The organism is Sphingomonas parapaucimobilis NBRC 15100, assembly GCF_000787715.1.
In the GTDB taxonomy this organism is placed as follows: Bacteria; Pseudomonadota; Alphaproteobacteria; order Sphingomonadales; family Sphingomonadaceae; genus Sphingomonas; species Sphingomonas parapaucimobilis.
Genome location: NZ_BBPI01000087.1, coordinates 32,790 through 57,940 on the forward strand (window position 1 = coordinate 32,790; position 25,151 = coordinate 57,940).

Annotated in this window: 21 protein-coding genes and 1 tRNA gene; 12 read left to right on the top strand and 10 right to left on the bottom strand. The window is 67.5% G+C overall.

The annotated features are described in order from the left end of the window. The first annotated feature begins 114 nt into the window (after window positions 1-114). The 6 genes from SP5_RS15475 (at window position 115) to SP5_RS15500 (ending at window position 8,424) form a co-directional block, all read left to right on the top strand. Complete coding sequence (locus SP5_RS15475; protein ID WP_052811589.1) at window positions 115-1,038, top strand: MlaA family lipoprotein; 924 nt, start codon at window positions 115-117, stop codon at window positions 1,036-1,038. A 114-nt stretch (window positions 1,039-1,152) separates the two neighbouring features. Continuing rightward, entirely contained in the window at window positions 1,153-1,572 is a 420-nt protein-coding gene (locus tag SP5_RS15480; protein ID WP_052811590.1) for a glycine zipper 2TM domain-containing protein, read from the top strand. 113 nt (window positions 1,573-1,685) lie between these two features. Next, window positions 1,686-2,384 carry an outer membrane protein gene (locus SP5_RS15485; RefSeq protein WP_042490465.1) on the top strand — a complete coding sequence of 233 codons (699 nt, stop codon included), beginning with the start codon at window positions 1,686-1,688 and terminating at the stop codon, window positions 2,382-2,384. 151 nt (window positions 2,385-2,535) lie between these two features. Next, window positions 2,536-3,795 carry an efflux RND transporter periplasmic adaptor subunit gene (locus SP5_RS15490; protein WP_042490466.1) on the top strand — a complete coding sequence of 420 codons (1,260 nt, stop codon included), beginning with the start codon at window positions 2,536-2,538 and terminating at the stop codon, window positions 3,793-3,795. A 55-nt stretch (window positions 3,796-3,850) separates the two neighbouring features. Beyond that, window positions 3,851-6,991: an efflux RND transporter permease subunit gene (locus SP5_RS15495; protein ID WP_042490468.1), complete on the top strand. Its 3,141-nt coding sequence runs from the start codon at window positions 3,851-3,853 to the stop codon at window positions 6,989-6,991. Beyond that, a complete protein-coding gene (locus SP5_RS15500; RefSeq protein ID WP_042490469.1) occupies window positions 6,988-8,424 on the top strand; it encodes an efflux transporter outer membrane subunit in 1,437 nt (478 codons plus the stop codon). Before SP5_RS15495 ends, SP5_RS15500 begins: the two co-directional genes overlap by 4 nt. A gap of 83 nt (window positions 8,425-8,507) precedes the next feature. Here the strand turns inward: SP5_RS15500 and SP5_RS15505 are convergent, their stop codons facing one another. The 3 genes from SP5_RS15505 to SP5_RS15515 are packed head-to-tail and all read right to left on the bottom strand — an operon-like array spanning window position 8,508 to window position 12,350. After that, on the bottom strand, window positions 8,508-10,298 hold the full coding sequence (locus SP5_RS15505) for an ABC transporter ATP-binding protein (protein ID WP_042490471.1): 1,791 nt from the start codon (window positions 10,296-10,298) through the stop codon (window positions 8,508-8,510). Window positions 10,299-10,302: 4 nt separating this feature from the next. Further along, window positions 10,303-11,673, bottom strand: coding sequence for a HAMP domain-containing sensor histidine kinase (locus SP5_RS15510; protein ID WP_052811591.1), 1,371 nt, complete (start codon window positions 11,671-11,673; stop codon window positions 10,303-10,305). Continuing rightward, the gene (locus SP5_RS15515; protein WP_245613517.1) at window positions 11,670-12,350 is read right to left on the bottom strand and encodes a response regulator transcription factor; all 681 of its coding nucleotides are present in this window, start codon (window positions 12,348-12,350) and stop codon (window positions 11,670-11,672) included. The genes SP5_RS15510 and SP5_RS15515 overlap by 4 nt, the downstream gene beginning before the upstream one ends. 130 nt (window positions 12,351-12,480) lie before the next feature. On the opposite strand from SP5_RS15515, the gene SP5_RS15520 reads away from it, so the two are divergent. Genes SP5_RS15520 through SP5_RS15530 form a run of 3 tightly spaced genes read left to right on the top strand, consistent with a single transcriptional unit; the run spans window position 12,481 to window position 16,987 of the window. Then, window positions 12,481-13,671 (top strand): efflux RND transporter periplasmic adaptor subunit, encoded by a 1,191-nt coding sequence (locus SP5_RS15520; protein ID WP_042490472.1) that lies wholly within the window; start codon window positions 12,481-12,483, stop codon window positions 13,669-13,671. Further along, window positions 13,671-15,620: a MacB family efflux pump subunit gene (locus SP5_RS15525; protein ID WP_042490473.1), complete on the top strand. Its 1,950-nt coding sequence runs from the start codon at window positions 13,671-13,673 to the stop codon at window positions 15,618-15,620. Before SP5_RS15520 ends, SP5_RS15525 begins: the two co-directional genes overlap by 1 nt. Beyond that, window positions 15,620-16,987 (top strand): efflux transporter outer membrane subunit, encoded by a 1,368-nt coding sequence (locus tag SP5_RS15530; RefSeq protein WP_217995707.1) that lies wholly within the window; start codon window positions 15,620-15,622, stop codon window positions 16,985-16,987. Before SP5_RS15525 ends, SP5_RS15530 begins: the two co-directional genes overlap by 1 nt. 250 nt (window positions 16,988-17,237) lie before the next feature. Here SP5_RS15530 and SP5_RS15535 read toward each other — a convergent pair. Further along, window positions 17,238-17,313: transfer RNA gene (locus SP5_RS15535), tRNA-Lys, on the bottom strand. A gap of 20 nt (window positions 17,314-17,333) precedes the next feature. Next, window positions 17,334-17,810: a 2-amino-4-hydroxy-6-hydroxymethyldihydropteridine diphosphokinase gene (gene folK, locus SP5_RS15540; protein WP_042490477.1), complete on the bottom strand. Its 477-nt coding sequence runs from the start codon at window positions 17,808-17,810 to the stop codon at window positions 17,334-17,336. A gap of 22 nt (window positions 17,811-17,832) precedes the next feature. Between folK and SP5_RS15545 the strand changes: the two genes are divergently transcribed. Beyond that, entirely contained in the window at window positions 17,833-18,507 is a 675-nt protein-coding gene (locus SP5_RS15545) for a uracil-DNA glycosylase (RefSeq protein WP_042490548.1), read from the top strand. Between the two features lie 131 nt (window positions 18,508-18,638). Here SP5_RS15545 and aguB read toward each other — a convergent pair whose 3' ends face one another. From aguB to SP5_RS15570, 5 genes are all read right to left on the bottom strand, one after another. After that, window positions 18,639-19,487, bottom strand: coding sequence for an N-carbamoylputrescine amidase (gene aguB, locus SP5_RS15550; protein ID WP_042490478.1), 849 nt, complete (start codon window positions 19,485-19,487; stop codon window positions 18,639-18,641). 33 nt (window positions 19,488-19,520) lie between these two features. Further along, window positions 19,521-20,531 carry a hypothetical protein gene (locus SP5_RS15555; protein ID WP_042490480.1) on the bottom strand — a complete coding sequence of 337 codons (1,011 nt, stop codon included), beginning with the start codon at window positions 20,529-20,531 and terminating at the stop codon, window positions 19,521-19,523. Window positions 20,532-20,584: 53 nt separating this feature from the next. Beyond that, window positions 20,585-21,037: a hypothetical protein gene (locus SP5_RS15560; RefSeq protein ID WP_042490482.1), complete on the bottom strand. Its 453-nt coding sequence runs from the start codon at window positions 21,035-21,037 to the stop codon at window positions 20,585-20,587. Window positions 21,038-21,754: 717 nt separating this feature from the next. After that, window positions 21,755-22,723 carry an agmatine deiminase family protein gene (locus SP5_RS15565; protein ID WP_042490549.1) on the bottom strand — a complete coding sequence of 323 codons (969 nt, stop codon included), beginning with the start codon at window positions 22,721-22,723 and terminating at the stop codon, window positions 21,755-21,757. A gap of 11 nt (window positions 22,724-22,734) precedes the next feature. Further along, a complete protein-coding gene (locus SP5_RS15570) occupies window positions 22,735-24,366 on the bottom strand; it encodes a M28 family peptidase (RefSeq protein WP_042490550.1) in 1,632 nt (543 codons plus the stop codon). Between the two features lie 94 nt (window positions 24,367-24,460). On the opposite strand from SP5_RS15570, the gene SP5_RS19560 reads away from it, so the two are divergent. Both SP5_RS19560 and SP5_RS15580 read left to right on the top strand, forming a co-directional pair. Continuing rightward, window positions 24,461-24,601: a hypothetical protein gene (locus tag SP5_RS19560; RefSeq protein WP_042490483.1), complete on the top strand. Its 141-nt coding sequence runs from the start codon at window positions 24,461-24,463 to the stop codon at window positions 24,599-24,601. A 147-nt stretch (window positions 24,602-24,748) separates the two neighbouring features. Beyond that, on the top strand, window positions 24,749-25,126 hold the full coding sequence (locus SP5_RS15580) for a lysozyme inhibitor LprI family protein (RefSeq protein ID WP_052811592.1): 378 nt from the start codon (window positions 24,749-24,751) through the stop codon (window positions 25,124-25,126). Window positions 25,127-25,151: the final 25 nt, after the last annotated feature.

Sequence of the window (25,151 nt, forward strand, 5' to 3'; positions counted from 1 at the left end):
GTCGTTGAGGTGATCGCCCGACCGCGTCGTCTCTGGGTCAGACAGATGGAATTCGAGGGTGCGTGCCGTTGCGGCATCGGCCGAAGGGGGACTGGGTTGATTGCTGCACCGTTGATGGCATTGCTGGCGACGACGTCCTCGCCCCTGCAAGGGACGGTTCCTCCGGCCGGGGATTTCGACACGGTCTCGATCACCGTTGCGGAAGTCCATGCGTTCGACCCGGCGGACTTCGACCAGGCCCCGCCCCCCAGGAAACAAGGCGATCCCAACGCAGGCCCCGACACGGGCGACGAGATCGTGGTCACGGCGAGCCGCCACCGGGCGGACGATCCTATACACGAAGTGAATAGGGCGTCCTTCGCGCTGACCGAGACGGTGGACGACGCGGTCATGGCGCCGGTCGCCCATGCTTACCAACGGACGACACCAAAGCCGATCCGAACCGGTTTGCGCAACGTCTTCGCCAATCTGCGCGAACCTGTGGCCTTCGCCAATTTCCTGCTGCAACTGAAAATCGGCAAGGCGGCGGAAACGGCGGGCCGCTTTGCGATCAATTCGACGCTCGGCCTGGCGGGTGTGATCGACGTCGCGCGCCGATGCCCGTTCAACCTTCCCCGCCGCCCGAACGGCTTTTCGGACACGCTGGGCTTTTATGGCGTGAAGCCGGGGCCGTTCCTGTTCGTGCCGCTGATCGGGCCGACGACGCTGCGCGATCTGGTCGGCGGCACGGTGGACGGAGTCGCATCGCCGCTGATCATCGGCGGGCCGTTCCGCAACCGGGCCTATATCATCACCAGCAATATTTTCCGCACACTCGATCGCCGCGCCGAAATGGATGAGGAATTGCGCACCATGCGCGAACAGCCCGATCCCTATGTCGCACGGCGGGATCGCTATCTCGATCGGCGGGAGGCGCGGGCGCGGCGGCTGAAGGGGCTGGGCGATGCCGAAACCATGGTGGGGGAAACGCCCTATGGCCAGATCGATCCCTCAGCGAACGCCCATGGCTGCCACCATGGCCGAGACCAGCACGAGTGACCGCAACCGTCAAAGCACCATCTTTTCGGATAAACCGATTGCGGAGTCCCCGCATCGACTTCGTCTCTCGCACATCACCGCCCAGTTTGAGACGGCCGGATGGAAGGACGAACGATGCGACTTGTTGCCTTATGCCTGGCCTCTCTACTCCTATCGGCAACGCTGATCCCGAACACCGCACACGGGCAGAGCTGGCACCGGGACGGATATGATCGCAGCGGATACCACGACTATCGCGACGGCTATGACGATGGCGGCGGCGACGGGTATCGGGATGGTCATGACGACGGTTACGAGCGGGGGCATGGCGACGGCTATCATCGCGGCTATGCCGATGGCCGGGACGATGACCGCCCTGCCGGCAATCCCTGCCGTGCGCAGGGCGGTGCCGGGGCGCTATTGGGTGCGGTCGGTGGTGGCTTGGCGGGTCATCTGGTCTCGGGACGCCGCGACAAGTTGATGGGAACGGCACTCGGCGCGCTGGCGGGCGGGGTCGCGGGCGACGCCATCCACCGCCGCGATCGCTGCCGGTAATCAATCTCAAAAAAAGTTATTCAGGCAATTGAGGTGCGGCCTGGACCATTTCGTCACAGCATCGATGGATGATGCCATCGAACAAGATATCACGACACCGGGATTTCACCGACATGCCCAAGACCTTCACCTTCCTGAGCCTTGCCATTGCCACCGCCATGACTGCGATGGCCGCGCCGGCATCGGCACAAGTGACTATCGGCGGACCATATATCGTCGGCCGCATCGGTTCGCTGATCGATTCCGATCTGAAGATGAAGGGGCCGGACACGGCGCCACCCTCGACCTTCCTGGCGAATGTCGACTTCCGGCGCGGCAAGTCGCTTGAGGGTGGCCTGGGCTATGATCTGGGCGGCTACCGGCTGGAAGCGACGGTCGGCTACACGTCGGCTCGCGCCAATGCCAAGCGCCTCGATACCGCGTCGCTGGTATCCGATGGTCGGTCCAAGACACTCAGCCTGGGTCTGGCGGGCTATGTCGACGTGCCGGTGGAAGGCCCGCTCCGCCCCTTTGTCGGTGGTGGCATCGATATCGTCCGCGTGACCGAACGCCTGTCGCGCACGACGCGGACCGGCGGCCAGGGCAGCACCATGAACGGGCGGGACTGGGGCTTTCGGTGGCATGCCGATGCGGGTGTCGGCTATGCACTGAGCGACAGCACGACGGTCGAACTCGCGGGTCGCTACGCGCAGACCACCGGACTCCAGTTCGCAGGGCGGATGCCGCTCGCCAATGGCGGGACCGCCGCCACCAGCTACAAGCCGAAACTCACGGCTACCGCGATCACCGTCGGACTGCGCCAGCGCTTCTGACGGTGTGGCTGGCGGGCGGGCACTCCCTGCCGTCCGCCAGCCCTCCTCCCCACGACGCCCTCCCCCGCCGATCACGGCGCCCCACGGCCTGTCCCGGGGCGTACCGTGCCCTGTCGGCCGCCCCGTTCCTGTCAGATCGGACGTTCGCTTCATGCCCGATACCCATAGCGTGGCCACCCGGCGGCTGTCCCGGCGTGCCCAGGCCACCGTCCTCGCCATCGCCGCCGGTCTGCTGGCGACCGGAACGGGGGTCTTTGCCGTATCGAACAGGCTCACCGACAAGGCGACGGCTCCCGCCGTCCCCCGCCCGCCGGGCTTTCGACCGACGCCGCAGCAGCGCCAGTCGCTGACGATCGAGACGGTCGGCAGCACCCCGACGCCCGCCGCCACGATCGAGGCGACCGGCACGATCGCCGTCGACGGCAATCGCAGCACGCCCGTCTCCCCGCCCTTCGGGGGCATGGTCACCCGGCTGCTGGTCGAACCCGGACAGCATGTCGCCCGGGGTCAGCCGCTGATGACGGTCAAGTCGGTCGAATATGTCGAGGCCCGCGACGCGCTGGTCGCGGCGAGCGCGCAGCACCGCGCGGTCGTGTCGCAATGGCGACTCGCACGGCAGAATGCCGATCGTTATGGCGAGATCTACCGGACGGCGGGCGGCGCGCTGAAGGATTATCAGCAGGCATTGAGCGCGGTCGCCACCGCCGAGGGCGCGGTACAGGCCGCCGCCGCGAACGTGTCCGGCGCGCGCGGGAAGCTGGCGGTCTATGGCATGACGGCCTCCGCCATGCGGGCGCTGGAGAGCCGCCAGGGCGCCGGTGCCGCCGAAACCATCGTCCGCGCGCCCATAGCGGGCGTCATCGCGCGGCGCGACGTGGCGGCGGGCCAGTATATCGACGGCAAGGGGTCGGCGGTCATCGTCATCACCGACCCGTCCGCCGTCTGGCTGATCGCGCAGATCGCCGAACAGGACGCCGCGCATGTCCGCGTCGGCGATGCGGTGACGGTGACGACCCCGGCCTGGCCCGGTCGCCGCTTCACCGCGAAGGTGGCGCAGGTGGGGGCGGGCCTGGACCCCGCCTCGCACCGCCTGCCGGTCCGCGCGACGATCGCGAACGCCGATGGCGCGCTGAAGCCCGACATGTTCGCCAGCTTCACCATCCTGCCCCGCGCCCCGGCCGGAGAGGCCACCCAGGCCACCGCCATGCTGATCCCCGCCAGCGCGGTGATCCGCGAAGGCGACGACGCGCGGGTGTGGGTCGCCCGGCCCGACGGCACGCTCGTTCCGCGCCGGGTCGCGACCGGCCAGCGGTCGAACGGCAAGGTCCGGGTCACGGCCGGGCTGCGCCTGGGCGAGCGCATCGTCACCGGCGGCGCCCTGTTCGTCAACGAAGCCGGGACGCAGGGCTGAACGCCCTGCCCTTCCCACCCTCGTTTCGCGTCGTCCTCCTGTCAGCGAAAGCCGCATGAACCGCATCGTCGCCTTCGCGCTGCACCAGCGCACCCTCATCGTCATCCTGCTGATCGCGCTGCTCGGCGCAGGCGGCGTCGCGTTCGGCAGGCTGAATATCGAGGCCTATCCCGATCCCGTGCCGCCGATGGTCGAGATCGTGACCCAGAGCCCCGGCCTGTCGGCCGAGGAGATCGAACGCAACATCACGATCCCGATCGAGGTCCAGCTGGCGGGCATTCCGCATGTCACCGCCATCCGCGCCTCGACGCTGTTCGGCCTGTCCGACATCCGCGTCCAGTTCAGCTACGACTTCAGCTATGACGAGGCGCAGCAGCGGATCATCAACCGCCTGTCGCAGATGTCGGCCCTGCCCTATGGGGCCAAGCCCGTCATCTCGCCCACCTCGCCGATCGGCGACGTCTTCCGCTACCGCGTCAAGGGGCCGCCGGGCTATTCGGTGATGGACCTGAAGACGCTGCAGGACTGGGTGGTCGAGCGGCGGATGAAGTCGGTGCCCGGCGTGATCGACGTCATCAGCTGGGGCGGCAAGACCCGCACCTACGAGGTGGTGATCGACAATAACCGGCTGGTCGCCAACGGCATGACGGTGCAGCAGGTGCTGGCCGCGCTGGGCAAGAGCAACGCCAATGTCGGGGCGCAGACGATCGACTTCGGCCCGCAATCGGCGATCGTTCGCGGCATCGGCCTGATCCATACGCCCGAACAGGTCGGCGCGGTGCTGGTCGGCGACCGCAACGGCGTGCCGGTGATGGTGCGCGACGTTGCCAGCATCCGGGTCGGCCATGTCCCGCGCACCGGCATTTCGGGACAGGACGCCGATGACGACATCGTCCAGGGCATCGTGCTGATGCACCGGGGCGCGCAGTCGACGCCGACGATCACGGCGGTCAAGGCGAAGGTGGCGGAGATCAACGCCTCCGGCGCGCTGCCGCTCGGCGTCTCGCTCGACCGGATCTATGATCGATCCGGCCTGATCGCATTGACCACGCGCACCGTGGTCCACAACATGATCGAGGGGATGCTGCTGATCTTCGTGATCCAATGGCTGTTCCTCGGCAATCTCCGCTCCGCCGTGATCGTCGCGGTGACGATCCCCTTTGCGCTGTCCTTTGCCGTCCTGATCCTGATCGCACAGGGCGAAAGCGCCAATTTGCTGTCCGTGGGGGCGCTCGACTTCGGCCTGATCGTCGATGCGACGGTCATCATGGTCGAGAATATCTATCGACGACTGGCCGAACGATCGCATGGCGGCTCGACGGTGTCGACCAAAGCCGATCGGTTCGCCACGATCCAGGCCGCGGCGGGCGAGGTCAATCGCGGCATCTTCTTCGCAGCCGCCATCATCATCGCCAGCTTCATCCCGCTCTTCACCCTGTCGGGCGTCGAGGGGCATATCTTCGGCCCGATGGCCAAGACCTATGCCTATGCCATCATCGGCGGCCTGATCGCGACCTTCACCGTCTCGCCGGTCCTTGCGGCGATCCTGCTGCCCGAGCGCCTGTCCGAGGTCGAGACCCGCGTCGTGCAGTGGCTCCGCCGCCTCTACCGCCCCGCCGTCGGCTTCGCGCTCGCCAACCGGCTGCTGACGCTGGGCATGGCGGTGTTGCTGTTCGTCGGCGCGGGCCTGGGCGTGCGGTCGCTGGGCATCGAGTTCCTGCCGCACCTCGAGGAAGGCAATATGTGGATCCGCGCCAGCCTGCCCTCCTCGATCTCGATCGCGGAGGGACAGCATGTCGTCAACGACATCCGCCGTACGATCCACGGGTTCGGCGCGGTGGAAACGGTGGTGTCGCACCAGGGCCGCCCCGACGACGGCACCGATCCGTCGGGCTTTTCCAACGTCGAATATTTCGCGCCGCTGAAGCCCGCCGCCGACTGGCCCCAGCCGATCAGCAAGGAGGAACTGACCCGGCGGATGAGCAAGGCGCTGACCGACCGCTTCCCCGGGGTCGAGTTCTCGTTCTCGCAATATATCGAGGACAATGTCAGCGAATCCTCGTCCGGGGTGAAAGGGGCCAATGCGGTCAAGCTGTTCGGTCCCGACCTTCCGACGCTTCAGCGGTTGGGCAATCAGGTACGCGACGTGCTGGCCAAGGTGGACGGGGTCGCCGATCTGGGTGCCTTCCCGCTGCTCGGCCAGCCGACCGTCCGGATCGACGTCGATCGCGATCGTGCCGCCCGCTATGGCCTCGACACCGACGATGTGAACGATGTCGTCCGCGCCGCAGTCGGCGGGCAGGAGGTCGGTCGCCTGTACGAGCAAACCACCGACCGTAACTTCCCCATCACGGTCCGGCTGAAGCCCGAACAGCGCGATGGGCTGGAGACCATCCGCCGGATCACGGTCGGCGCGCCCGCGCCGGGCGGTGGCCTGCGCCAGGTCCCCCTGTCCGAACTGGCGGATATCCGCCTGACGTCCGGCGCGTCCTTCATCTATCGCCAGCATCAGGAACGCTACATCCCCGTCAAGTTCGCGGTACGCGGACGCGACCTGGGCAGCACCGTCGCCGAGGCGCAGCGCCGGGTAGCGGCCGAGGTGACGCTGCCGCCGGGCTATCATGTCGAATGGGCGGGCGAGATGGGCAATCTCGACAGCGCCGTCGCCCGGCTGAAAGTCGTCGTGCCGGTCAGCCTGGCGCTGATCCTGCTGCTGCTGTTCGTCAATTTCGGATCGGCGATCGACATGCTGCTGGCCGCCTCGGTCATGCCGATGGCGCTGATCGGCGGAGTCCTGACCCTGGCGGTGACGGGCACGCCCTTCAGCATCTCGGCGGCGATCGGCTTCGTCGCGCTGCTCGGTATCTCGGCCATGGACGGGATCATCGTGCTGACCGCATTTCATCAGGCCGTCGATGAAGGCATGGAGCGAGCCACAGCCCTTGCCCATGCCTGCGAGACGAGCCTGCGGCCGGTGGTCATGACGTGCATCGTCGCCGCCATCGGCCTGCTGCCTGCCGCCATGTCGACCGGAATCGGCAGTCAGGTCCAGAAGCCGCTGGCGCTGGTCGTGGTCGGGGGAATGATGCTCGCTCCCATCCTGATCCTGCTCGTCCTGCCGGTCCTGATCGACATCTTCTCTCCGCACGGACGCCGTGCGGCCGCATCCCCCCAGTCGGACGTCGCCCTGATATGATCCGCGCCCCGCTCCTATCGCTGCTGATCCTGCCGCTCGCGGCCTGCGCGACGGTCGGCCCAAGCTTCCACGCCCCCGCCCCGCCCAAGAGCAAGGGCTATCCGGTGGCCGAGGCGGCGGGCAGCCCGGCAACCGCCCCCCAGCTGGTGCCGGGGGCCGCCGTGCCGCAACGCTGGTGGACCCTGTTCGGCAACCCCGCCCTCGATGCGCTGGTCGACGAAGCGCTGCGCGCCAATACCGACATCGCCACCGCCGAGGCCAGGCTGCGACAGGCACAGGCGCAGATGTCCGTCGCCCAGGCCGCGCGCCTGCCATCGGCGGACCTGGGCATCCAGGGCGAGAAGACCCGCACCTCGCGGTCCCTGTCGGGGGTCCTGGCCGATGACAAGCGATACCTCTACTCCTTGAGCACGACCCAGCTTTCGATCGCCTATCCGCTCGACCTGTTCGGCGGCCTGCGACGACGCGGCGAATCCGCGCGTGCCGCGGCGGAGGTGCAGGCGCATCGACTGGCGGCGGCGCGATTGACCGTCGCCACCAACACCGCGCTCGGCATCATCCGGCTTGCTTCCATCCGCGACCGTATCGACGCCGCGCGTCGCTCTGCGTCGCTTCGCCGCCAGCTGCTCGACATATTTCGCCGCCGCTATGCACTGGGGGATATCGGCCTGGCCGAGATCGAGGCGCAGCGGACCGCACTCGCACGCGCGGAGGGCGCGCTGCCTCCGCTCTATAAGGCAGAGGCCCATGAGCGGGCCTTGCTCGACACGTTGCTGGGGCGGGAGCCGGGTGCGGCCGCCCAGCCGCGGATCCCGCTCGATGCGCTACGCCTCCCCGCCGATCTGCCGCTCAGCCTGCCCGCCGAACTGGTGCGACAGCGACCCGATATCCTGGCCGCCCAGGCCCAGCTCCATGCGGCGAGTGCCGATGTCGGCGTCGCCATCGCCGCGCGGCTGCCGTCGATCACGCTCAGCGGCAATGTCGGCGGGCGGGCGATCGAATTCGACCGGATGTTCGCTGGCGGCAATCCATTCTGGACGATCGTCGGCGGCCTTACCCAGCCCCTCTTTCGTGGCGGGGCGCTGCGCCGCCAGCAGGACGATGCACAGGCTGCGCTCGACGCCGCCAAGGCGCAATATCGCGGTGTCGTCCTGGCGGCGCTGGTCGATACCTCCGATGCCTTGTTCGCGGTCCGACAGGACGGCGAGGCCGTGCGCACCGCGACCATCGCCAACGAAGCGGCCCAGCATAGCCTGCAACTCGTGTCGCAGCAGGTACGGCTTGGGGCATCGGGAACATTGGAGGCCATGAACGCAGCCGCCGCCAGCGCCGATGCCCAGGCCGAACTGATCGCCGCGCGCACCTTGCGACTGTCCGATACCGTCGCGCTCTTCCAGGCGCTCGGCGGAGGCTATTCGGTCGACACGAAATGACGTCGGCCAGAGGCGGATTGCCACCCTGGCCCTTCCGCCCGCTGCGCGCGCAGCGCTGATCGCCGGTCATTCGACGGGCAGCCTCATGCCCGATCAGGATGGAGCAAGGCGGCGTAGGCGCCGTCCTTCGCGATCAGCGCGTCATGGGTGCCGGATTCCACCACGACGCCGCGCTGCATCACGACGATCAGGTCCGCCGAACGCACGGTCGAGAGCCGATGGGCAATGGTGATCGTCGTCCGATTCCCGGAAAGATCCGCCAGGGCCGCGCTCATCGCCTGCTCGGTGCGGGTATCGAGGGCGCTGGTCGCCTCGTCGAGCAGCAGGATCGGGGGATCGCGCAGGATGGTGCGGGCAAGCGCCAGGCGCTGCTTCTCGCCGCCCGAGAAGCGATAGCCGCGCTCCCCGACGATGGTCTCATACCCTTTCGGCAGCGCCTCGATATAGTCGGCGATCTGTGCCGCGCGTGCAGCGGCCGCCAGTTCGGCATCGGTCGCCTCCGGCCGTGCGAAGCGGAGATTGTCGGCGATGCTGGCATTGAGCAGATAGGGTTCCTGCGTGACCACGCCGAGCATGTCGGTGAGCGACGCGAACGTCAGGTCACGGATGTCGACGCCGTCAAAGCGGATCGCGCCGTCGTCGACATCGTACAGCCGGGCCAGCAGATAGCCGAGGGTCGTCTTGCCCGAGCCGGTCGCCCCCACGATGGCAACATGCGCACCCGCGGGAATGTCGATGGAGACGTTGCGCAACGTCGGTTCGCCGCCCTTGTCATAGGCGAAGCTCACCTTGTCGATGCTGACGGCGCCGCGCATGTCGGCGAGCGCAATGGTGACGGCATCGGGGCGCTCCACGATCTCCACCGGGCGGTCGAGATAGTCGAAGACGCGGGCGAACAGGGCACGGGTGGTCCGTATTTCCAGCCCGGTGCGCAGCAGCTCCTGCAGCGGCCAGAGCAGTTGCTCCTGCAACGCGATCATCGCCACCAGCGTACCGATGGAGATCGACACGTCCCGGCTGATCAGCCAGCCGCCGAGGAACAGCGTCAGCGCCGGCAGGGCATCGAGCAGCAGATGGATCAGCTGCCACTGCCATTCGCCCGCGGTGCTGGAGCGTACCTCCAGCGCGCCGACATCGGCCGAGGTGCGGCTGAAATGGCGGACGAGATGGGCACTGCGCCCCATGGTCCGGGCCAGGATGATGCCGGAAATCGACAGCGTTTCCTGCACGGTGGACGACAGGTCGGCCATGCGCTGCTGCTGGCGATCGGTATAGGCCTCGCGCTTTTCTCCGACGTGGTCGCTCAGATACACGACCGCCGGGATGATGATCATCGAGAACAGCGCGAGCCGCCAGTCGAGCAGCAGCATCGCGATCGCCGTCATCAGGACGAGGCTGACATTGCGGGCCAGCTCGTGCGCGGTGTTGGTGACCAGCGATTGCAGCCCGCCAATGTCGTTGGCGATGCGCGACTGGATCTCGCCGGTTCGCGTCTTGGTAAAGAAGCCGAGCGAAAGCGACTGGAGATGGCCGTACACGCGGACCCGCAGGTCGTGCAGGATCGACTGGCCGATCCGCGCGGACAGGATGGCATGGGCGGCGTTGATCGCGGACGCCGCCGCACCGGCACCGATCAACGCCCCGACCAGCAGCGCCAGCAGGCCCATGTCGCGCTTGGGCAGCGCCTGGTCGATAATCGCGCGCAAGAGGAATGGCGTGGTGAGCCCCACCGCCGCGCCCAGGACGATCAGCAGCGCCACCAGCGCGACACGGCCGCGATAGTGTCCGAAGAGGCCCAGCACGCGCCGCAGCGAAACCTGCGCACCTTGGTCTTCCTCGTCTTCCTTCTCGGTCCTGGGATCGCCTTGCGCCATGCTTTCACGCTTTCAAATGATACGATGGGGCTTGCCCATGCGCATCGGGGATGCCGCCGGGGGGCGGGGGGTTCGCGCTCATCTGGCTCCAGCTGCCATGCGCCAGCGGCAGCATGACGGTGACGCAGAGCCCGCCCGTCGGCCGGTTCGCCAACGCCACCGACCCGCCGCTGGCGGCGATGGCGCGGCGCGCGATGCCAAGGCCGAGCCCAAAGCCGGCGCCGCTTCGGTTTGTGCCCTGCACAAAGGGATCGAGAAGCCGCGTCGCCTCGCCCTCGGCAATGCCAGGCCCCTCGTCCTCGATGGTGATCATACAGCGTTCCACGCCGTCACGCGCCAGCGCCAGCCGGACGACCGCCCCCTGGGGTGAAAAGCGCAGGGCGTTACGAAGGATGTTCTCGAACGCGCGGTGGACCAGCTGGCCGCTGCCGACGACCACCCAGTCGTCATCGGCGCCGTCGATCGGCAGGTCGACGCGCAGGCTTACGCCCTGCGCCTCGGCTTCGAAGCGCGCATTGACGGCGACGAGTTGCAGCACCTCGAGCAGATCGAAATAATCATCGCTCGAACCGGCATCGCTCTCGAGCCGGGCGAGCGTCAGCAACTCGCCGACCAGCGCGTCGAGATTGCCCGCCTCGCGATCGATCAGGTCGAGCGAGGCCTCGAGCCGGGCGGGGTCGCGGCGCAGCAGATCGGCCGCCAGCCGCATCCGCGCCAGCGGCGACCGCAGCTCGTGCGAAACGTCGTGGAGCAGTCGGTCGCGGGCCGCGACCAGTTCCTGGAGCCGTTCGGCCATGGCGTCGAAATCGCGGGCGAGATCGGCGACCTCATCCTTGCGCCGCCCCATGGTCGGGCCGAGCCGCACGCTCAGATCACCCTGCGCCAGTCGGCCGAAGCCCAGTTGCAGGCGATGGATCGGCGAGGCGAGATAGGCGGCCAGCATGGCGCTGAACGCAAGACCGGCCAGCGCGATGGCAATCAGCTCGTCGGGCGGGATGACGGTGGACACCCAGTCCTCCCCGGCATGGGACAGCGACGGCGTGGCATAGCGCAGGCAGTAGCCGACCGCCGTGCGTGCGATCGCCCGGGAGGCCGCCGGCCGCGCGCAGGGATCTCGTGCCAGAGCCGCAAGCGTCAGGCGGCTGCGCTGCTCTGCGGGCCAGTTGGCGATCTGCTGCGCCAGGCCAGTCGGGCCGCCACGCTCCAGTGCCGTCGCCGCCGTCTCGACCAACATCGTGCCGGTCGCATAGGGTGGGTCCCAGTCCGGGCGGGAGGGGGCAGGCTGGAGCGACCAATAGAACCACAGGCCCGTCGCCAGCACCAGATAGGCTATCCAGAAGCCCAGCCATATCTTCCAGAACAGGCGTCGCTTCACGGCGTTACCCTGAGGCGATAGCCGACGCCGCGGATCGTCTCGATCTCCACCGCGTCCGCGCTCGCCTGGCGCAGCTTCTGGCGCAAATTGCTGACATGAACGTCGATGCTGCGGTCATAACGCTGCCGCTGGCGCCGCAGCGCTGCCAGGGACAGATCGTCCTTGGTCGAGACGATATCGCCCGCGCTCATCAGCGCTTCCAGCAGACTGAATTCCGTCGCGGTGAGTTCGATCGCGTCGCCGTCCCAGCGTGCGTCGCGTCGCGCAGGGTGGAGCGTCAACCGCTCGATCGACAATGGACCGGCCGCCCCGGCGCCGCCGGTCCGCCGGAGCACCGCACGCAGCCGCGCCAGCAGTTCGCGCGGATTATAGGGCTTGCCGATATAGTCGTCGGCGCCGAGTTCGAGGCCGATCACCCGATCGACATCGTCGCCCCGCGCCGTGAGCATCAGCAACGGCACCTTGCTGCTCTGGCGGATGCGGCCCAGCACCTCGATTCCGTTCATGCGCGGCAGCATGATATCGAGGATGACGGCCTCGAACCGGCCGGTCAGCGCCTGTCGCACGCCGTCCTCGCCATTGCCGGCAACCGTGAGGGCAAAGCCCTCTTCGGCCAGATATTCTCGCAGCATGGCGCTCAGCTCGGCATCGTCGTCGATCAGCAGCAGGTTGGTCACGGCTCGTCCTTTGTTGCCAAGGATGCTGGGACGTCGGGCGCGCGATGTCAGCCCTTCTTTACGCAATCTTTTCGCTTCGCTTGCGATGGTCTTACCCTCGGGCTCGTCGGCGCTTGGCATAAGGCCCGGCATGTCGAAACGCCGTATCCTTCTCTTCGTCGGCCTCCCCGTCATGCTTGCCTTCGCCGCGCTCGCCTGGTGGCTGGCGATGCGCCCGTCGCCCATGGAAGGGCTTACGACCGCCGAGGTGACCCTGGGCGACATCGAACAGAATGTGCTGGCGACGGGCAAGCTGCGCCCGAAGGAACTGGTGAGCGTCGGCGCCCAGGTCTCGGGTCAGGTCAAGAAGCTGTACGTGCGGCTTGGCCAGCGCGTCCGCGCCGGAGATCCGATTGCGGACATCGATGCCGCCCCGCAGCGACTGGCGCTGCGCAATACCGAGGCGGCGGTCGGATCGCTGATCGCCCAGAAGGCATCCCGGCAGGGCGCGCTGGTGCAGGCGGAGCTCGCCTATCGCCGCCAGGAGACCATGCTGGCGGCCGAGGCGACCGCGCGCGCCGACTATGAGGCCGCCAGGGCGTCGCTCACCGCCCTGCGCGGCGAACTCCGCTCGCTCGATGCCCAGATCGTCCAGGCGCGCACCCAGGTCGAGACCGCGCGCCTGAACCTCGGCTTCACCCGCATCGTGGCGCCGATGGACGGCACCATCGTCTCCATCGTCACGAAGCAGGGGCAGACGGTGAATTCGTTCCAGTCGGCGCCGACCATCGTCATGCTCGCCCGGCTCGACGTGATGACCGTGCGGACGGAGATTTCGGAAGCCGATGTGCAGAAGGTCAAGGTGGGCCAGACGGTGCGGTTCACGACGCTGGGCGCACCCGATCGCCGCTATCATGCCCGGATCGACCGGATCGAGCCGGCGCCGGAATCGATCGCGACCGAAGGCACGACCAGCGCGACAGCCGCGAGCGGGACCACGGCCGCCACCACGGCCATCTACTACAATGCCCTGTTCGACGTGCCCAATCCCGAAGGCCGACTGCGCCCGTCGATGACCGCGCAGGTCTCCGTCCTGCTTGCCGGTGTCCGTCGCGCGGTGCTGGTCCCGTTGGCCGCGCTGGGCGAGCGGGGCACCGATGGCCGCTACCAGGTCCGCGTCGTCGACGCCAAGGGTGGGATCGAAACGCGCCAGGTCCGCACCGGCATCGCCAATGACAGCAATGCCGTCGTGCTCTCCGGCCTCAAGCCCAGGGAGAAGGTCGTCATCGCGCAGGAAAGCCGCGAGCCTTCGGCCGATGGCGGCCTGGGCATCGGGTTCTGATGACCACGCCCCCGATCATCGAAACCATGGGTCTGCGCCGGGAATTCCCGGCGGGCGAAGGCACCATCACCGTCCTGAAGGACGTCGACCTGGTGATCCATGCCGGGGAAATGGTGGCGATCGTCGGCGCGTCGGGATCGGGCAAGTCGACCCTGATGAACATCCTGGGCTGCCTCGATCGCCCCACCGCCGGAACCTATCGCGTGCAGGGTCGCGATACCGGCACGCTGACCCCCGACGAGCTTGCCGCGCTGCGCCGCGAACATTTCGGCTTCATCTTCCAACGCTATCACCTGCTCTCGGACCTGTCCGCCGTCGGCAATGTCGAGGTGCCGTCGGTCTATGCCGGCTATGAACCCGGCGCACGACGCGCGCGGGCGACCGCCTTGCTGACCCGCCTCGGCCTGGGCGAGCGCACCCGCCATCTGCCCAGCCAGTTGTCCGGCGGCCAGCAGCAGCGCGTCTCGATCGCCCGCGCGCTGATGAACGGCGGCGCGATCATACTCGCGGACGAACCCACCGGCGCGCTCGACAAGGCGAGCGGCGAGGAAGTGATACGCATCCTCAAGAAACTGAACCAGGAGGGGCATACCATCATCCTCGTGACGCACGACATGGCGGTCGCCGCCCATGCCGATCGCGTCATCGAACTCAGCGACGGCGCGATCGTCGCTGACCGCCACACGCGCGACCCCGTCCAGCGGCAAGCCCTCGCCCCGGCGGCGCAATCGTCGGCGGGGCGGTGGCGGGCAGCCGCCAGCCGGTTCAGCGAGGCGTTCCGCATGGCGCTTCTGGCCATGGCCGCGCACCGGGTGCGCACCTTCCTGACCATGCTGGGCATCATCATCGGCATCGCCTCGGTCGTGTCGGTCGTGGCGCTGGGCAATGGCGCGCAATCGAAGGTGATGGCGCAGATCAGCGATCTCGGCACGAACACCATCGAAATCTTCCCCGGCAAGGATTTCGGCGACCTGCGTGCCGCCTCGATCCAGACGCTGAGCGAAAGCGACGCCCGTGTTCTGGGCAGCCAGAGCTATGTCGACAGCGTGTCGCCCAACATCTCCACCAGCGTTACCGCGCGGCGCAGGAACATCGCCGCCACCGCGCAGATCAACGGCGTCGGCGCCGGTTATTTTCGCGTTCGCGGCTTCAAGGTGACCCAGGGCACGGTCTTCAAGCAGGCGGACGTGACGCATGCCGCACAGGTGGCGGTGATCGACAGCAAGGCGCGCACGACCCTGTTCCCGCACGGCGCCGATCCGATCGGCGCGACGGTGCTGCTCGGCCAGGTGCCGATGCGCGTGATCGGCGTGCTGCGCCCGTCACAGGCCGGCGGCGGCGGATCGAGCGCCAATGTCTACATCCCCTATAGCACGGCCGCGGCGCGGATGACGGGGCGGACGAAGCTGGAGAGCATCACCGTGCGCATTGTCGACCAGGTGACGAGCAACGCCGCCCAGCAGGCCGTGACGACCCTGCTCACCCGGCGGCACGGTACCAAGGACTTCTTCATCTTCAACTCCGATCAGATCCGCAAGGCGATTACCCAGACCAGCAAGACGATGACCGTCCTCATCTCGTCGATCGCCGTCATCGCGCTGGTCGTCGGCGGGATCGGCGTGATGAACATCATGCTCGTCTCGGTCACCGAGCGGACCCGGGAGATCGGGGTGCGCATGGCCGTCGGCGCGCGACAGAGCGACATCCTTCAGCAATTCCTGATCGAAGCGGTGCTGGTCTGCCTGATCGGCGGCGCGGCGGGCATATTGCTCGCCCTGCTGCTCGGCCTCCTCGTCAGCCTTAGCGGCAGCGGCTTCGCAATGGTGTTCTCGCCCTCGTCGATCCTCCTCGCCTTCGCCTGCTCCACGGCGATCGGCATCCTGTTCGGCTTCCTTCCCGCGCGTAACGCGGCCCGGCTCGATCCTGTCGAGGCCCTGGCACGAGATTGATGATGAAACCCGTTCTCACCCTGATCGTCACCAGCACGCTTCTGGCCGGCTGCGCCACCCGCACCCCCTATGTCCGTCCCGCCGCTCCCCTGCCCGGCGCATTCCTCCACCAGTCCCCGGCCCCACAGCAAAACCTGCGCACCGACACATGGTGGCAGAGCTTCGGCGACCCTTCACTGGATACGCTGGTCGAGCTTGCGGTCGCGCGCAATCCGGACCTCGCCGCGGCCGCGATACGGGTACGGCGCGCTCAGCTCGAATCGCGGCTCGCCGGAAATGCGCTGACACCGATCCCGAGCGGCTCGCTCAGCACCGGCCTGTCCCGCCCCCTCTCCGGCGGGGGGCGCCGGACAAGCGAAATCGCCGCCGGTTCGGCGGGCCTCGCCTGGGAAGCCGATCTGTTCGGTCGCCTCGGCGCGCGCCGGGACGCGGCGCGGCTGGAGGCGGAAGCGACCGCCGAGGATCGCGACGGCGTGTTCCTGACGCTGGTCGGCACGACCGCGTCGCTCTACTGGCAGATCGCGCTGGCGAACGAGCGGATCGCGCTGGGCGAGCAGAGCCTTGCCTATGCCCGCCGGACACAAGCGCTGGTGGAAGCTCGGTTCCGGGCCGGAGCGGTCTCGACGCTCGAGCGCCGAGAGGTCGAGCAAAGCGTCACTGCACAGGAAGCCGCACTGACCGAGGTTCGCCAGGCCCGCGTCCGCACCCGCGAGGCGTTGATGGTGCTGCTCGACGGCCTGCCCGCGCCCGCCGCTGAACCGCAGGCCCTGAAGATGGTGCCGCTGCCGGTCGTCGCGGCTGGCCTGCCAGCCGATCTGCTCGGGCGCCGCCCCGACCTGCGCGCCGCCGAATTGCGCCTCAGAAGAGTGCTTGCAAGCGCCGATGCGACCAGGGCCAGCTTCTATCCGGCGCTTACCCTGACCGGCAGCCTGGGGACATCCAGCAGCGGCCTGCTCAACCTGATGGCCAATCCCGTTGCGACCCTGGGCGCGGGCCTCACGCTGCCGTTCCTCAACCTGCGCGGCATGCGCTTCGAGACGCAGATTGCCCGCACCCGCTACGAGGAAGCGGTAATCCTGTTCCGCAAGTCGCTGTACACCGCCCTGGCGGAGGTGGAAACCACGCTCTCCGCCCGGAGCAAACTGGCGATCCAGGGTCTCGCCCTGCGTCGCGCCCATGACGCTGCGGTGGACGCCCAGCGCCTGTACGAAGTCCGCTACCGCGCGGGGGCCGTGGCGCTTCGCGTCTGGCTCGATGCGCAGGAACGCCAGCGCATTGCCGAACTCGCCCTATCCGCCAATCAGTTCATCCGGCTCCAGAACCAGCTCACGCTATATCAGGCGCTGGGTGGCGGCTTCGGGAATTAAGCCATTGGCAATGTCCGGCAAGACGTGGCGGCATGATGGTCGACCGACGGCGGGCGTCTACCGTCCATCTCCCGTCTCCGTCTTGCCCCGGGCATCCGGTTTGGCCGACATCCATAGCATCAGCCCGTCAGGCCGGGTCAAAACAAGCGCAATCTTCGATCTGCGTGCGGGTATGGCTTGGCCGATATGGGGCATTTCATGGCCGTGCCCGGGTCGGGGCAAATCTGTCCGCGCGCCTGTATCATCCCGGTGGTGGGTCCGCCGGGGCTCGAACCCGGGACCTCTCGATTAAAAGTCGCTTGCTCTACCGACTGAGCTACGGACCCTCCATCGGGGTGGAAGCGACCTAGGGGCGCGGACGCCTGCGGTCAACACCATGTCGCATATGGCGCACAAACCGGCCGTCGCGCGGGTCGCGCCAGTCCGCCGCGATCGTCGCCAGCGGGTGCAGCACGAAATCGCGGGTGGTATAGGCCAGATGCGGCACGGCCAGCCCCGGCGAGCGCCACTGCCCCCCCGACCACAATATGATGTCCAGATCAATCACCCGCGCCCCCCAGCGCTGCCCGCGCCGCCGCCCGAAATCGCGCTCGATGGTTTTCAGTATGCCAAGCATGGCGGGCGGATCCAGCGGACTCTCGACCAGCGCGGCGGCATTGGCGAAGGCGCGGATCGAGGGGCCGATGGGCGCCGTGGTCAGGATCGGCGACACGGCATAGACACCCGGCAACGCCGCCAGCGCCGCGCGAATCTCGTCACGCGGGCTGCCATGCCGCCCCGGACGGTTGGAACCCAGCGCAATGGCATAGCTTGTCGTCATCATGTCCTGCGACTACCCGAGCGTGATGCCTGACGCATCCTTTCCCGTGATCCCGGCGCCCCTGGCCCCGATCCAGCCACCGCGCGACTGCCCCCTCTGCCCCCGCCTGGTCGAGGTTCGCCAGACGGTCGCCACCGAATATCCCGGCTGGTGGAACGCCCCCGTGCCGCCATTCGGCGATGGCGAGGCCTGGCTGGCGGTCGTCGGCCTCGCCCCCGGCAAGCATGGCGCGCACCGCACCGGCCGCCCCTTTACCGGCGATGGCGCAGGACCGCTGCTCTATGGCACGCTCGCCAAATTCGGTCTGGCCGAAGGCGCGTTCGCCGCCAAGGTCGATGACGGCCTGACGCTGAAAGGCGCGGTGATCCTGAACGCGGTCAAATGCCTGCCGCCGGAGAACAAGCCGACGCCGGACGAGATCCGTACCTGTCGGACCTTCCTCGAACAGGAACTGGCGGCTCTGCCCCGGCTGTCGGTGGTCATCGCACTGGGCGAGATCGCGCACCGTTCGGTCATCAAGGCGCTGGGCGGGCGCCTCCCCAAGGCGCGATTCGCGCATCTGGCCGAACATCGCCTGCCCGGCGGCGGCCCGGTGATCCTCGATAGCTATCACTGCTCGCGCTACAACCAGAATACTGGCCGCCTGACGCCCGAGATGTTCGAGGGCGTGTTCGCGCGGGCGATGGAATTGCGGGGCTAACATTATTCCTCCCCTGCAAGGGGAGGTGGCAGGGCGAAGCCCTGACGGAGGGGTGTCGCGCTCTCGAGAGGGGTGACACCCCTCCACCAGCTTCGCTGGTCCCCCTCCCCTGCAAGGGGAGGAATTTGAGTTCAGATATCCTGGACCAGCCGCCCGTACAGCTCCGGCCGCCGGTCGCGGAAGAAACCGAAGGCGGCGCGGTGGCGCTTCACCCGGTCGATGTCGAGCGTGGCGACGATCACGCCCTCTTGCTCGCGGTCCAGCTCGGCCAGGATGTCGCCGCGCTCGTCGCAGATGAAGCTGGTGCCGTAGAAGGTCTGGCCATGTTCGCACCCGACGCGGTTGGCGGCGACGATCGGCACGACGTTGGACACGGCATGGCCGACCATCGCGCGACGCCACAACCGCGCGGTGTCAAGGCCGTCGTCATGCGGCTCGCTGCCGATCGCGGTCGGGTAGAACAGGATCTCCGCCCCCATCAGCATCATCGCGCGCGCCGTCTCGGGATACCATTGGTCCCAGCAGATGCCGACGCCCAGCTTGGTCGCGGGGCCGTCCCACACCTTGAACCCGGTATTGCCGGGGCGGAAATAGAATTTCTCTTCATAACCCGGACCGTCCGGGATATGGCTCTTGCGATAGACGCCCGCGACCTTGCCGTCCGGGTCGATCATCGCCAGCGAGTTGTAGTGATGCGGCCCGTCCGCCTCGAAGAAGCTGGTCGGGATATGGACCTTCAGCTCGGCCGCCAGCTCCTGCATCGCGCGCACCGCCTGGTGCTCGGCGGTCGGCTTGGCGTTGGTGAAAAGCCCCTCGTCCTCGACGCGGCAGAAATATTCGCCTTCGAACAGCTCGGGCGGCAGGATCACCTGCGCACCCTGGGACGCCGCCTCGCGAACGAGGCGCGACACCTCGGCGATGTTGCGGTCGATATCGGCGGTAAAGGCCAGTTGCAGCGCGGCGACGGTGATCTGGGTCATGGCCCTGCCCTTTAATGGCTCCGCACGCGGGCGTCACCCCGCTTCCGCATCCAGCTTCCTGCGCAAGGCATCGAGAAACGGCCCCGGCTCGTCCAGCCGCAACGCCACCGCCCGCACCGGATCACGCCGCCACCGCGAGCGCGGCGGCAAGGGTTCGGACAGGCGGATCAGCATATTGGGCCAGGCCAGCAGCGCGATGTTCCAGCTATCGGGCGCGCGCACCGTCTCGCCATCGGGATTGGCCGTCACCGCCGCGATCGCCGCATAGGGAATGGTCCGGTCGACCAACAGCCCGGCGCGCAGCCTTACCCCCGTTTCGGTGAGCAGGACCGGCGACAGGCGCAGCGACCTGATAAGGCCGATCAGGTAGAGCAGCGACACATCGCTGATGACGAACATCACCAGCGCTGCGGTCCGGCTCCAATGCGCGACCAGCAGATGGGTGACGGTGATCTCGATGCAGGAAATGACCAGCAGCGCGATCATCATCGGCTGCAGATGGCGATGATAGGCAAAACCCTGCGCCCCCGCCGGTATCTCCGGCGCCGCGCCCCAGCGGAACAACGCCAGATGCAGCAGCCGAACCTCCGCCCGCGCCAGTCGCACCAGCGGCCGGGGCAGGATTTCCTCCAGCAGTGCGGACCAGCGATCCGGCTCGGTTCGGTTCCACGCACGAAGCCGCACCGCCACCCGCCAAAGGCCCCATCCGCCATGCAGAGCGATCGCGGCGGCCGGGACGATCATCGCCCAGGGCATGGCGAACAGCGCCGCCCGGATCGGCGGCGGCGACAGGCTGAAAACCGCCATGCCCGCGGACGCCATCGCGGCGATTCCCGCCCGCCAGCCCGGCCGCCGCGTTCGGCTCAACAACCCCAGCATCATCGCGTCCGAGGCGATCCAGAGGAACAGCAGCGCCGCGCCGCGGGGATAAGCCTGCGCTATCGGCAAACGGAGCAAGGCCGCCGCACCGACGATGGCCAGGACAGGCGCAATCGCGGGGAGAATCGGACGAGCGAACCCGTTGGCGGATCGGACGGCGGTCATGGCGACTCCCCTGATCGGTGGTGCCGCGATGCTAGACCCTGCCGCCCCGCGCGTCACGCGGTCATGCGGGATGCCGGGTCGGGATCGGCCAGGATGTAGCGCAGGACTATGGGATAGAAGCTGTTGATCTTCAGATCGCACAGCGCCATCAGCCGCTGGTTGAGCGCACGCGTCACCCCGACATATTCGTTCCACCGTTCCTCGATGGTGCGGGCGGTCCAGGTGCCGATATGTTTGGAATAGGTCAGGCGCAGTTCGCGCGTCTCGACCATGATCGCCTCGCATCCGGGGATGGTGGCCAACAGCCGCCGTTCGCGCAGCGGGGTCAGCAGCAGTTCGTCCTCGGTCTTCAGATGCTTGGTGATGGCCTGCGCGATCCGCGTGCGGGCCAGGCCCACCCTCGGCGCGGCCTCGGCATAGTGCAGCTCGAACAGGGCCATGAGGTCGCCGACGGCGCGCATGATGTCCTCATGTTGGGCACGGAGCAGATTGATCGTGGCTTGCAACGCGTAGGCTCCGATCCCGGACAGGTGATCGTTCCGTATAGCGCTGTTCCCTTTATGGCTGGTAAAGGACAAGAATGGCTGGAAAAATTCTGCGCGCCGACCGGGCAGCGCAGACGGGGAAACGAGTGCCGATCGCGTCATTGCCGGGCACATCGCGTCCCCGCCCCCCTTGGAGTTCAGAGCATGATGACATGGGATCGAACCGAGCCTAGCCCCTCCCCTTCAGGGGAGGGGTTGGGGTGGGGCATCGCCACAGGCCCCGCGTTTGCGGAAACGCCCCACCCCCTGCCCCTCCCCTGAAGGGGAGGGGTGGATCACGCTGATGCCATCATGCCTTAACGCTCAGGTGCATCCTGCACGCCGTGCAGCCTGAGCGAAGTCGAAGGCCAAGGGATTCCCGGGCGACCTGGCCTATCGGTGAAGCAGCCCTAGCGGGCCGAACAGCACCCCCACCGCGGCCAGACCGGTGATAATCGCCTCATCCCGCTACACGCGCCGGATGTGACCCATGATCGAACCAGGGCGAGTCAGCGCGGACGAATGGCGATCACCACGCCCTTCGCCTCGATCGCCCAACCCCGACTGTCGCTTGCGGAGGGCAGATAGCGGGAGGCCGCTATCCGAGTGGGTATCGCGACCTGACCTGCGCACTTCGCCTCCCGACCCCGGAGGAAAAGAGCCCGCGCCCTGGGATGACGGCACGGGCTCGTTCAGCGATTATGCCGGAATCTGCTGCGAAATACAGTGGAAGCTGCCGCCGCCGGTCAGGATGGCATCGGCGCGCAGGCCCACGACCTGGCGGTCGGGAAAGATCGCCTGGATCGCGGCGACCCCGGCATCGTCATTCTCGCTGCCGTAAAGCGGCACCACGACCGACGCATTGCCGATATAGAAGTTCATATAGCTGGCGGGCACGATCTCGTCGTCGCGCAGCACACGGCCCGGCGACGGGATGCCGACCACCTCCAGACCGGCGGCCAGCGCGTCGCGCTTGGCGGCGGCATAGACCTGCCAGTTGGGGTCGTTCTCGGCAGCTTCGGGAATGGCGACGCGGTTGGGGCCGACGAAGCGCGCCAGATTGTCGACATGGCCATCGGTATGGTCGTTGAGCAAGCCATTGCCCAGCCACACGATCCGGGTCAGCCCCAGGTCGCTGGCCAGTCGGTCGGCGATCTCGCTTTCGGTCAGGTCGGGATTGCGGTTGGGGTTGAGCAGGCACTGGCGCGTCGTCACGACCAGCCCGGTACCGTCCCCGTCGATCGCGCCGCCCTCCAGCACCCATTCGCAGCGGGTGGCGGAAAATCCGCGATCCTCGGCCAGCCGCGCGCCGACCGTGTCGTCGCCGGGCAGGTCGTATTTGCCGCCCCAGCCATTGAACTGGAACAGCCGTGCCGAACCGTCGCCGGTGATGATCGGGCCGGTATCGCGCAGCCAGATGTCGCCGAAGGGCTGGATGACCACGTCCGCCATGTCGCCCGCCATCGCGCGCGCGGCATTCGCCGCTTCTCCATCGGCGGCGACCAGGATCACCCGCTCGCCCCGACCATCGGCATGGACGGCGCGGGCAAAGGCCAGCACCTCCTCGCGCGCAGGGTCGAGATCCTCTTCCCACAGCTCCGGATGGCTGGGAAAGCCGATCCATACGGCATCATGCGTGGCCCATTCGGGCGGCGGAGGCGTGGTCACGGTTGGCGTGGTCACTGGACGTTCTTCCTGCTTTGATCGCGAATGGTGCGAAATTCGGCGGTGGGATACCAGTTGGGCCACAGGCCCGGCCGGTCGGCGAGCGTCCTGCCCAATTGGTAATAGACCGTCAAATCCTCGACCGCGCCCGACCAATCCCAGCGGGGATCATATTCGTCGGCGGGCTTGTGATAGCGGTTGGCCACATAGTCCTCCGCCGCGGCCTTGCCCGCCGCGACGCCGCCCGTCACCTTGTCCTGTCCCGATCCGCCGTCGAGCATCGGCACGCCCAGCTTGGCGAAGGAAAAATGGTCGGAGCGGTAATAGCCGCCACGTTCGGGATTGGCCTCCTCGCCGATATAGCGCCCCTGCGCGGTGACCAGCTTCGCGGCGATATCCTCGATCTCGGACTTGCCCTTGCCGACCAGCACGAAGTCCTTCGACCGGCCGGTGACGTTCAGCCCGTCCATGTTCACGCCGCCCACGGTGCGGGCGAGCGGGAAGACGGGATGCTGCGCATAATAGCCCGAGCCGAGCAGCCCGCTTTCCTCCGCCGTCACCGCCAGGAAGGCGATGGAGCGTTTGGCCGGCCCCGCCTTCGCTTGCGCCTCGGCCAGCGCCACCAGCCCCGCCACGCCGGTCGCATTGTCGAGCGCGCCGTTGCAGATATCGTCACCGTCCACCGCGTCGCAGCGGCCCAGATGGTCCCAATGCGCCGAATAGAGGACGTAATCGCCCGGCGCGGTGGTGCCCGGCAGGACGCCGATGACATTCTTCGACGCCTGACGCCGGATCGTGTTGGTAAAGCCGCCCGACAGGGTCAGGCCAAGGGGCACCGCCTTGAACCCCTTTTGCTGCGCTGCCCTGGTCAGCGTGGACAAGTCCCTGCCCGCCGCCTTCAGGATATTCTTCGCCACCGCCTCCTGAATCCAGCCGATGACCTGGCTCTGGTCCTGATGGTCGCCCGGCTCGTCCAGTTCCAGCTGCGGCCCGGTCCAGGAGGATTGCACCACCGCCCAGGGATAGGCGGCGGGTTCGGTCTGGTGGACGATCAGCGCGGCGGCAGCACCGTGCCTGGCGGCATTCTCGAACTTATAGGGCCAGCGACCATACCAGGTCATCGCACGGCCCTCGAACGGTCCTTCGCGCCCCATGGTCTGCCAGTCGGCATCGTTGATCAGGATCACCACCGTCTTGCCGCGCACATCGACCCCGGCATAATCGTCCCAGCCCTTTTCGGGCGCGGTGATGCCATAGCCGACGAATACCAGCTCGCTGTCCTTCACGTCGATGCGCGGGGTCACGCGATAGGTGCCGACGACCATATCGGTGCGATAGGCGAGCGGAATGGGCGCTCCCTTGCCCGTGACGGTGAAGGGCTGGACGTCGGTGGCGGTGATCTCGACCATCGGCACGTCCTGGGTCCAGCGGCCCTTGTTGCCGGGCTTCAGCCCCGCCTTCTGAAAGCGCTCGATGATGTACGCGACCGTCTTGTCCTCCGCCGGGGTGGTCGGCGCGCGGCCTTCATAGGCGTCGGAGGACAGGGTCTGCGTGACCGTCTTCAGCGTGTCGACCGAGATGGCGGGCTTGTCCTGCGCGACGGCAATGCCGGACAGGAGGAGGGGCAACAGGACCAGACGACGCATGACGGGCATTCCCCTTATGTTTGGGAATGTTGTGCCAAGCGGAGGCTGGCGGGGCAAGCTTGCCGGGCGCCGCCCCGTTCGCCAGACTGCGATCATGAAAACGCCGTCACCCTTCGCCATACTGGTCCTGTCCGGCTTTATCGGCCTGCTGACGGGCAAGTTTGGTCTATGGTTTCCGCTGGGCATGGCGACGGCGATCATCGTGGCGATCGTGCAGAACAAGCGGGCCGGATAGGATCTCGCCATCCCCCCTCTGCGCCCACCAGCAGCGGAACGAAAGACAGGCTGCCGCGACGGATGCATCCTGCAACCGTCGCGACGACAAATGGTTGTGCGACGTTGCGGCCGATGAAAATGTCACGCCGCACAAAAGGAGGGAATCATGAAGTGGATTGTCGCCATGACCGCCGTGATGGTCATCGGAACGGGCGCACCCGCCATCGCGCAGGAATCGCCCAACCTGTCCCCCGCCTATATCAACTGCATGAACCGCGCGGGCGGCAACATCGTACAGACCGGCGTCTGCACGCAACGCGAGGCGGCGGTGCAGGATGACCGCCTGAACAAGGCCTATCAGCAGGTCATGCGCCAACTCGCGTCGCGTCCCGCGGTCAAGACCGCCCTGCGCGACCAGCAGCGCCGCTGGATCCGGGAACGGGATTATAGCTGCAAGATCAATGGCGACACGATCGACACCGGCTGCATCGTCACCAAGACGGCGTTGCGCGCGGATCAGCTGGAGCGACAGGTCCGCTTCTGATCGCGGCCTTGGCGCTGCATGGCTC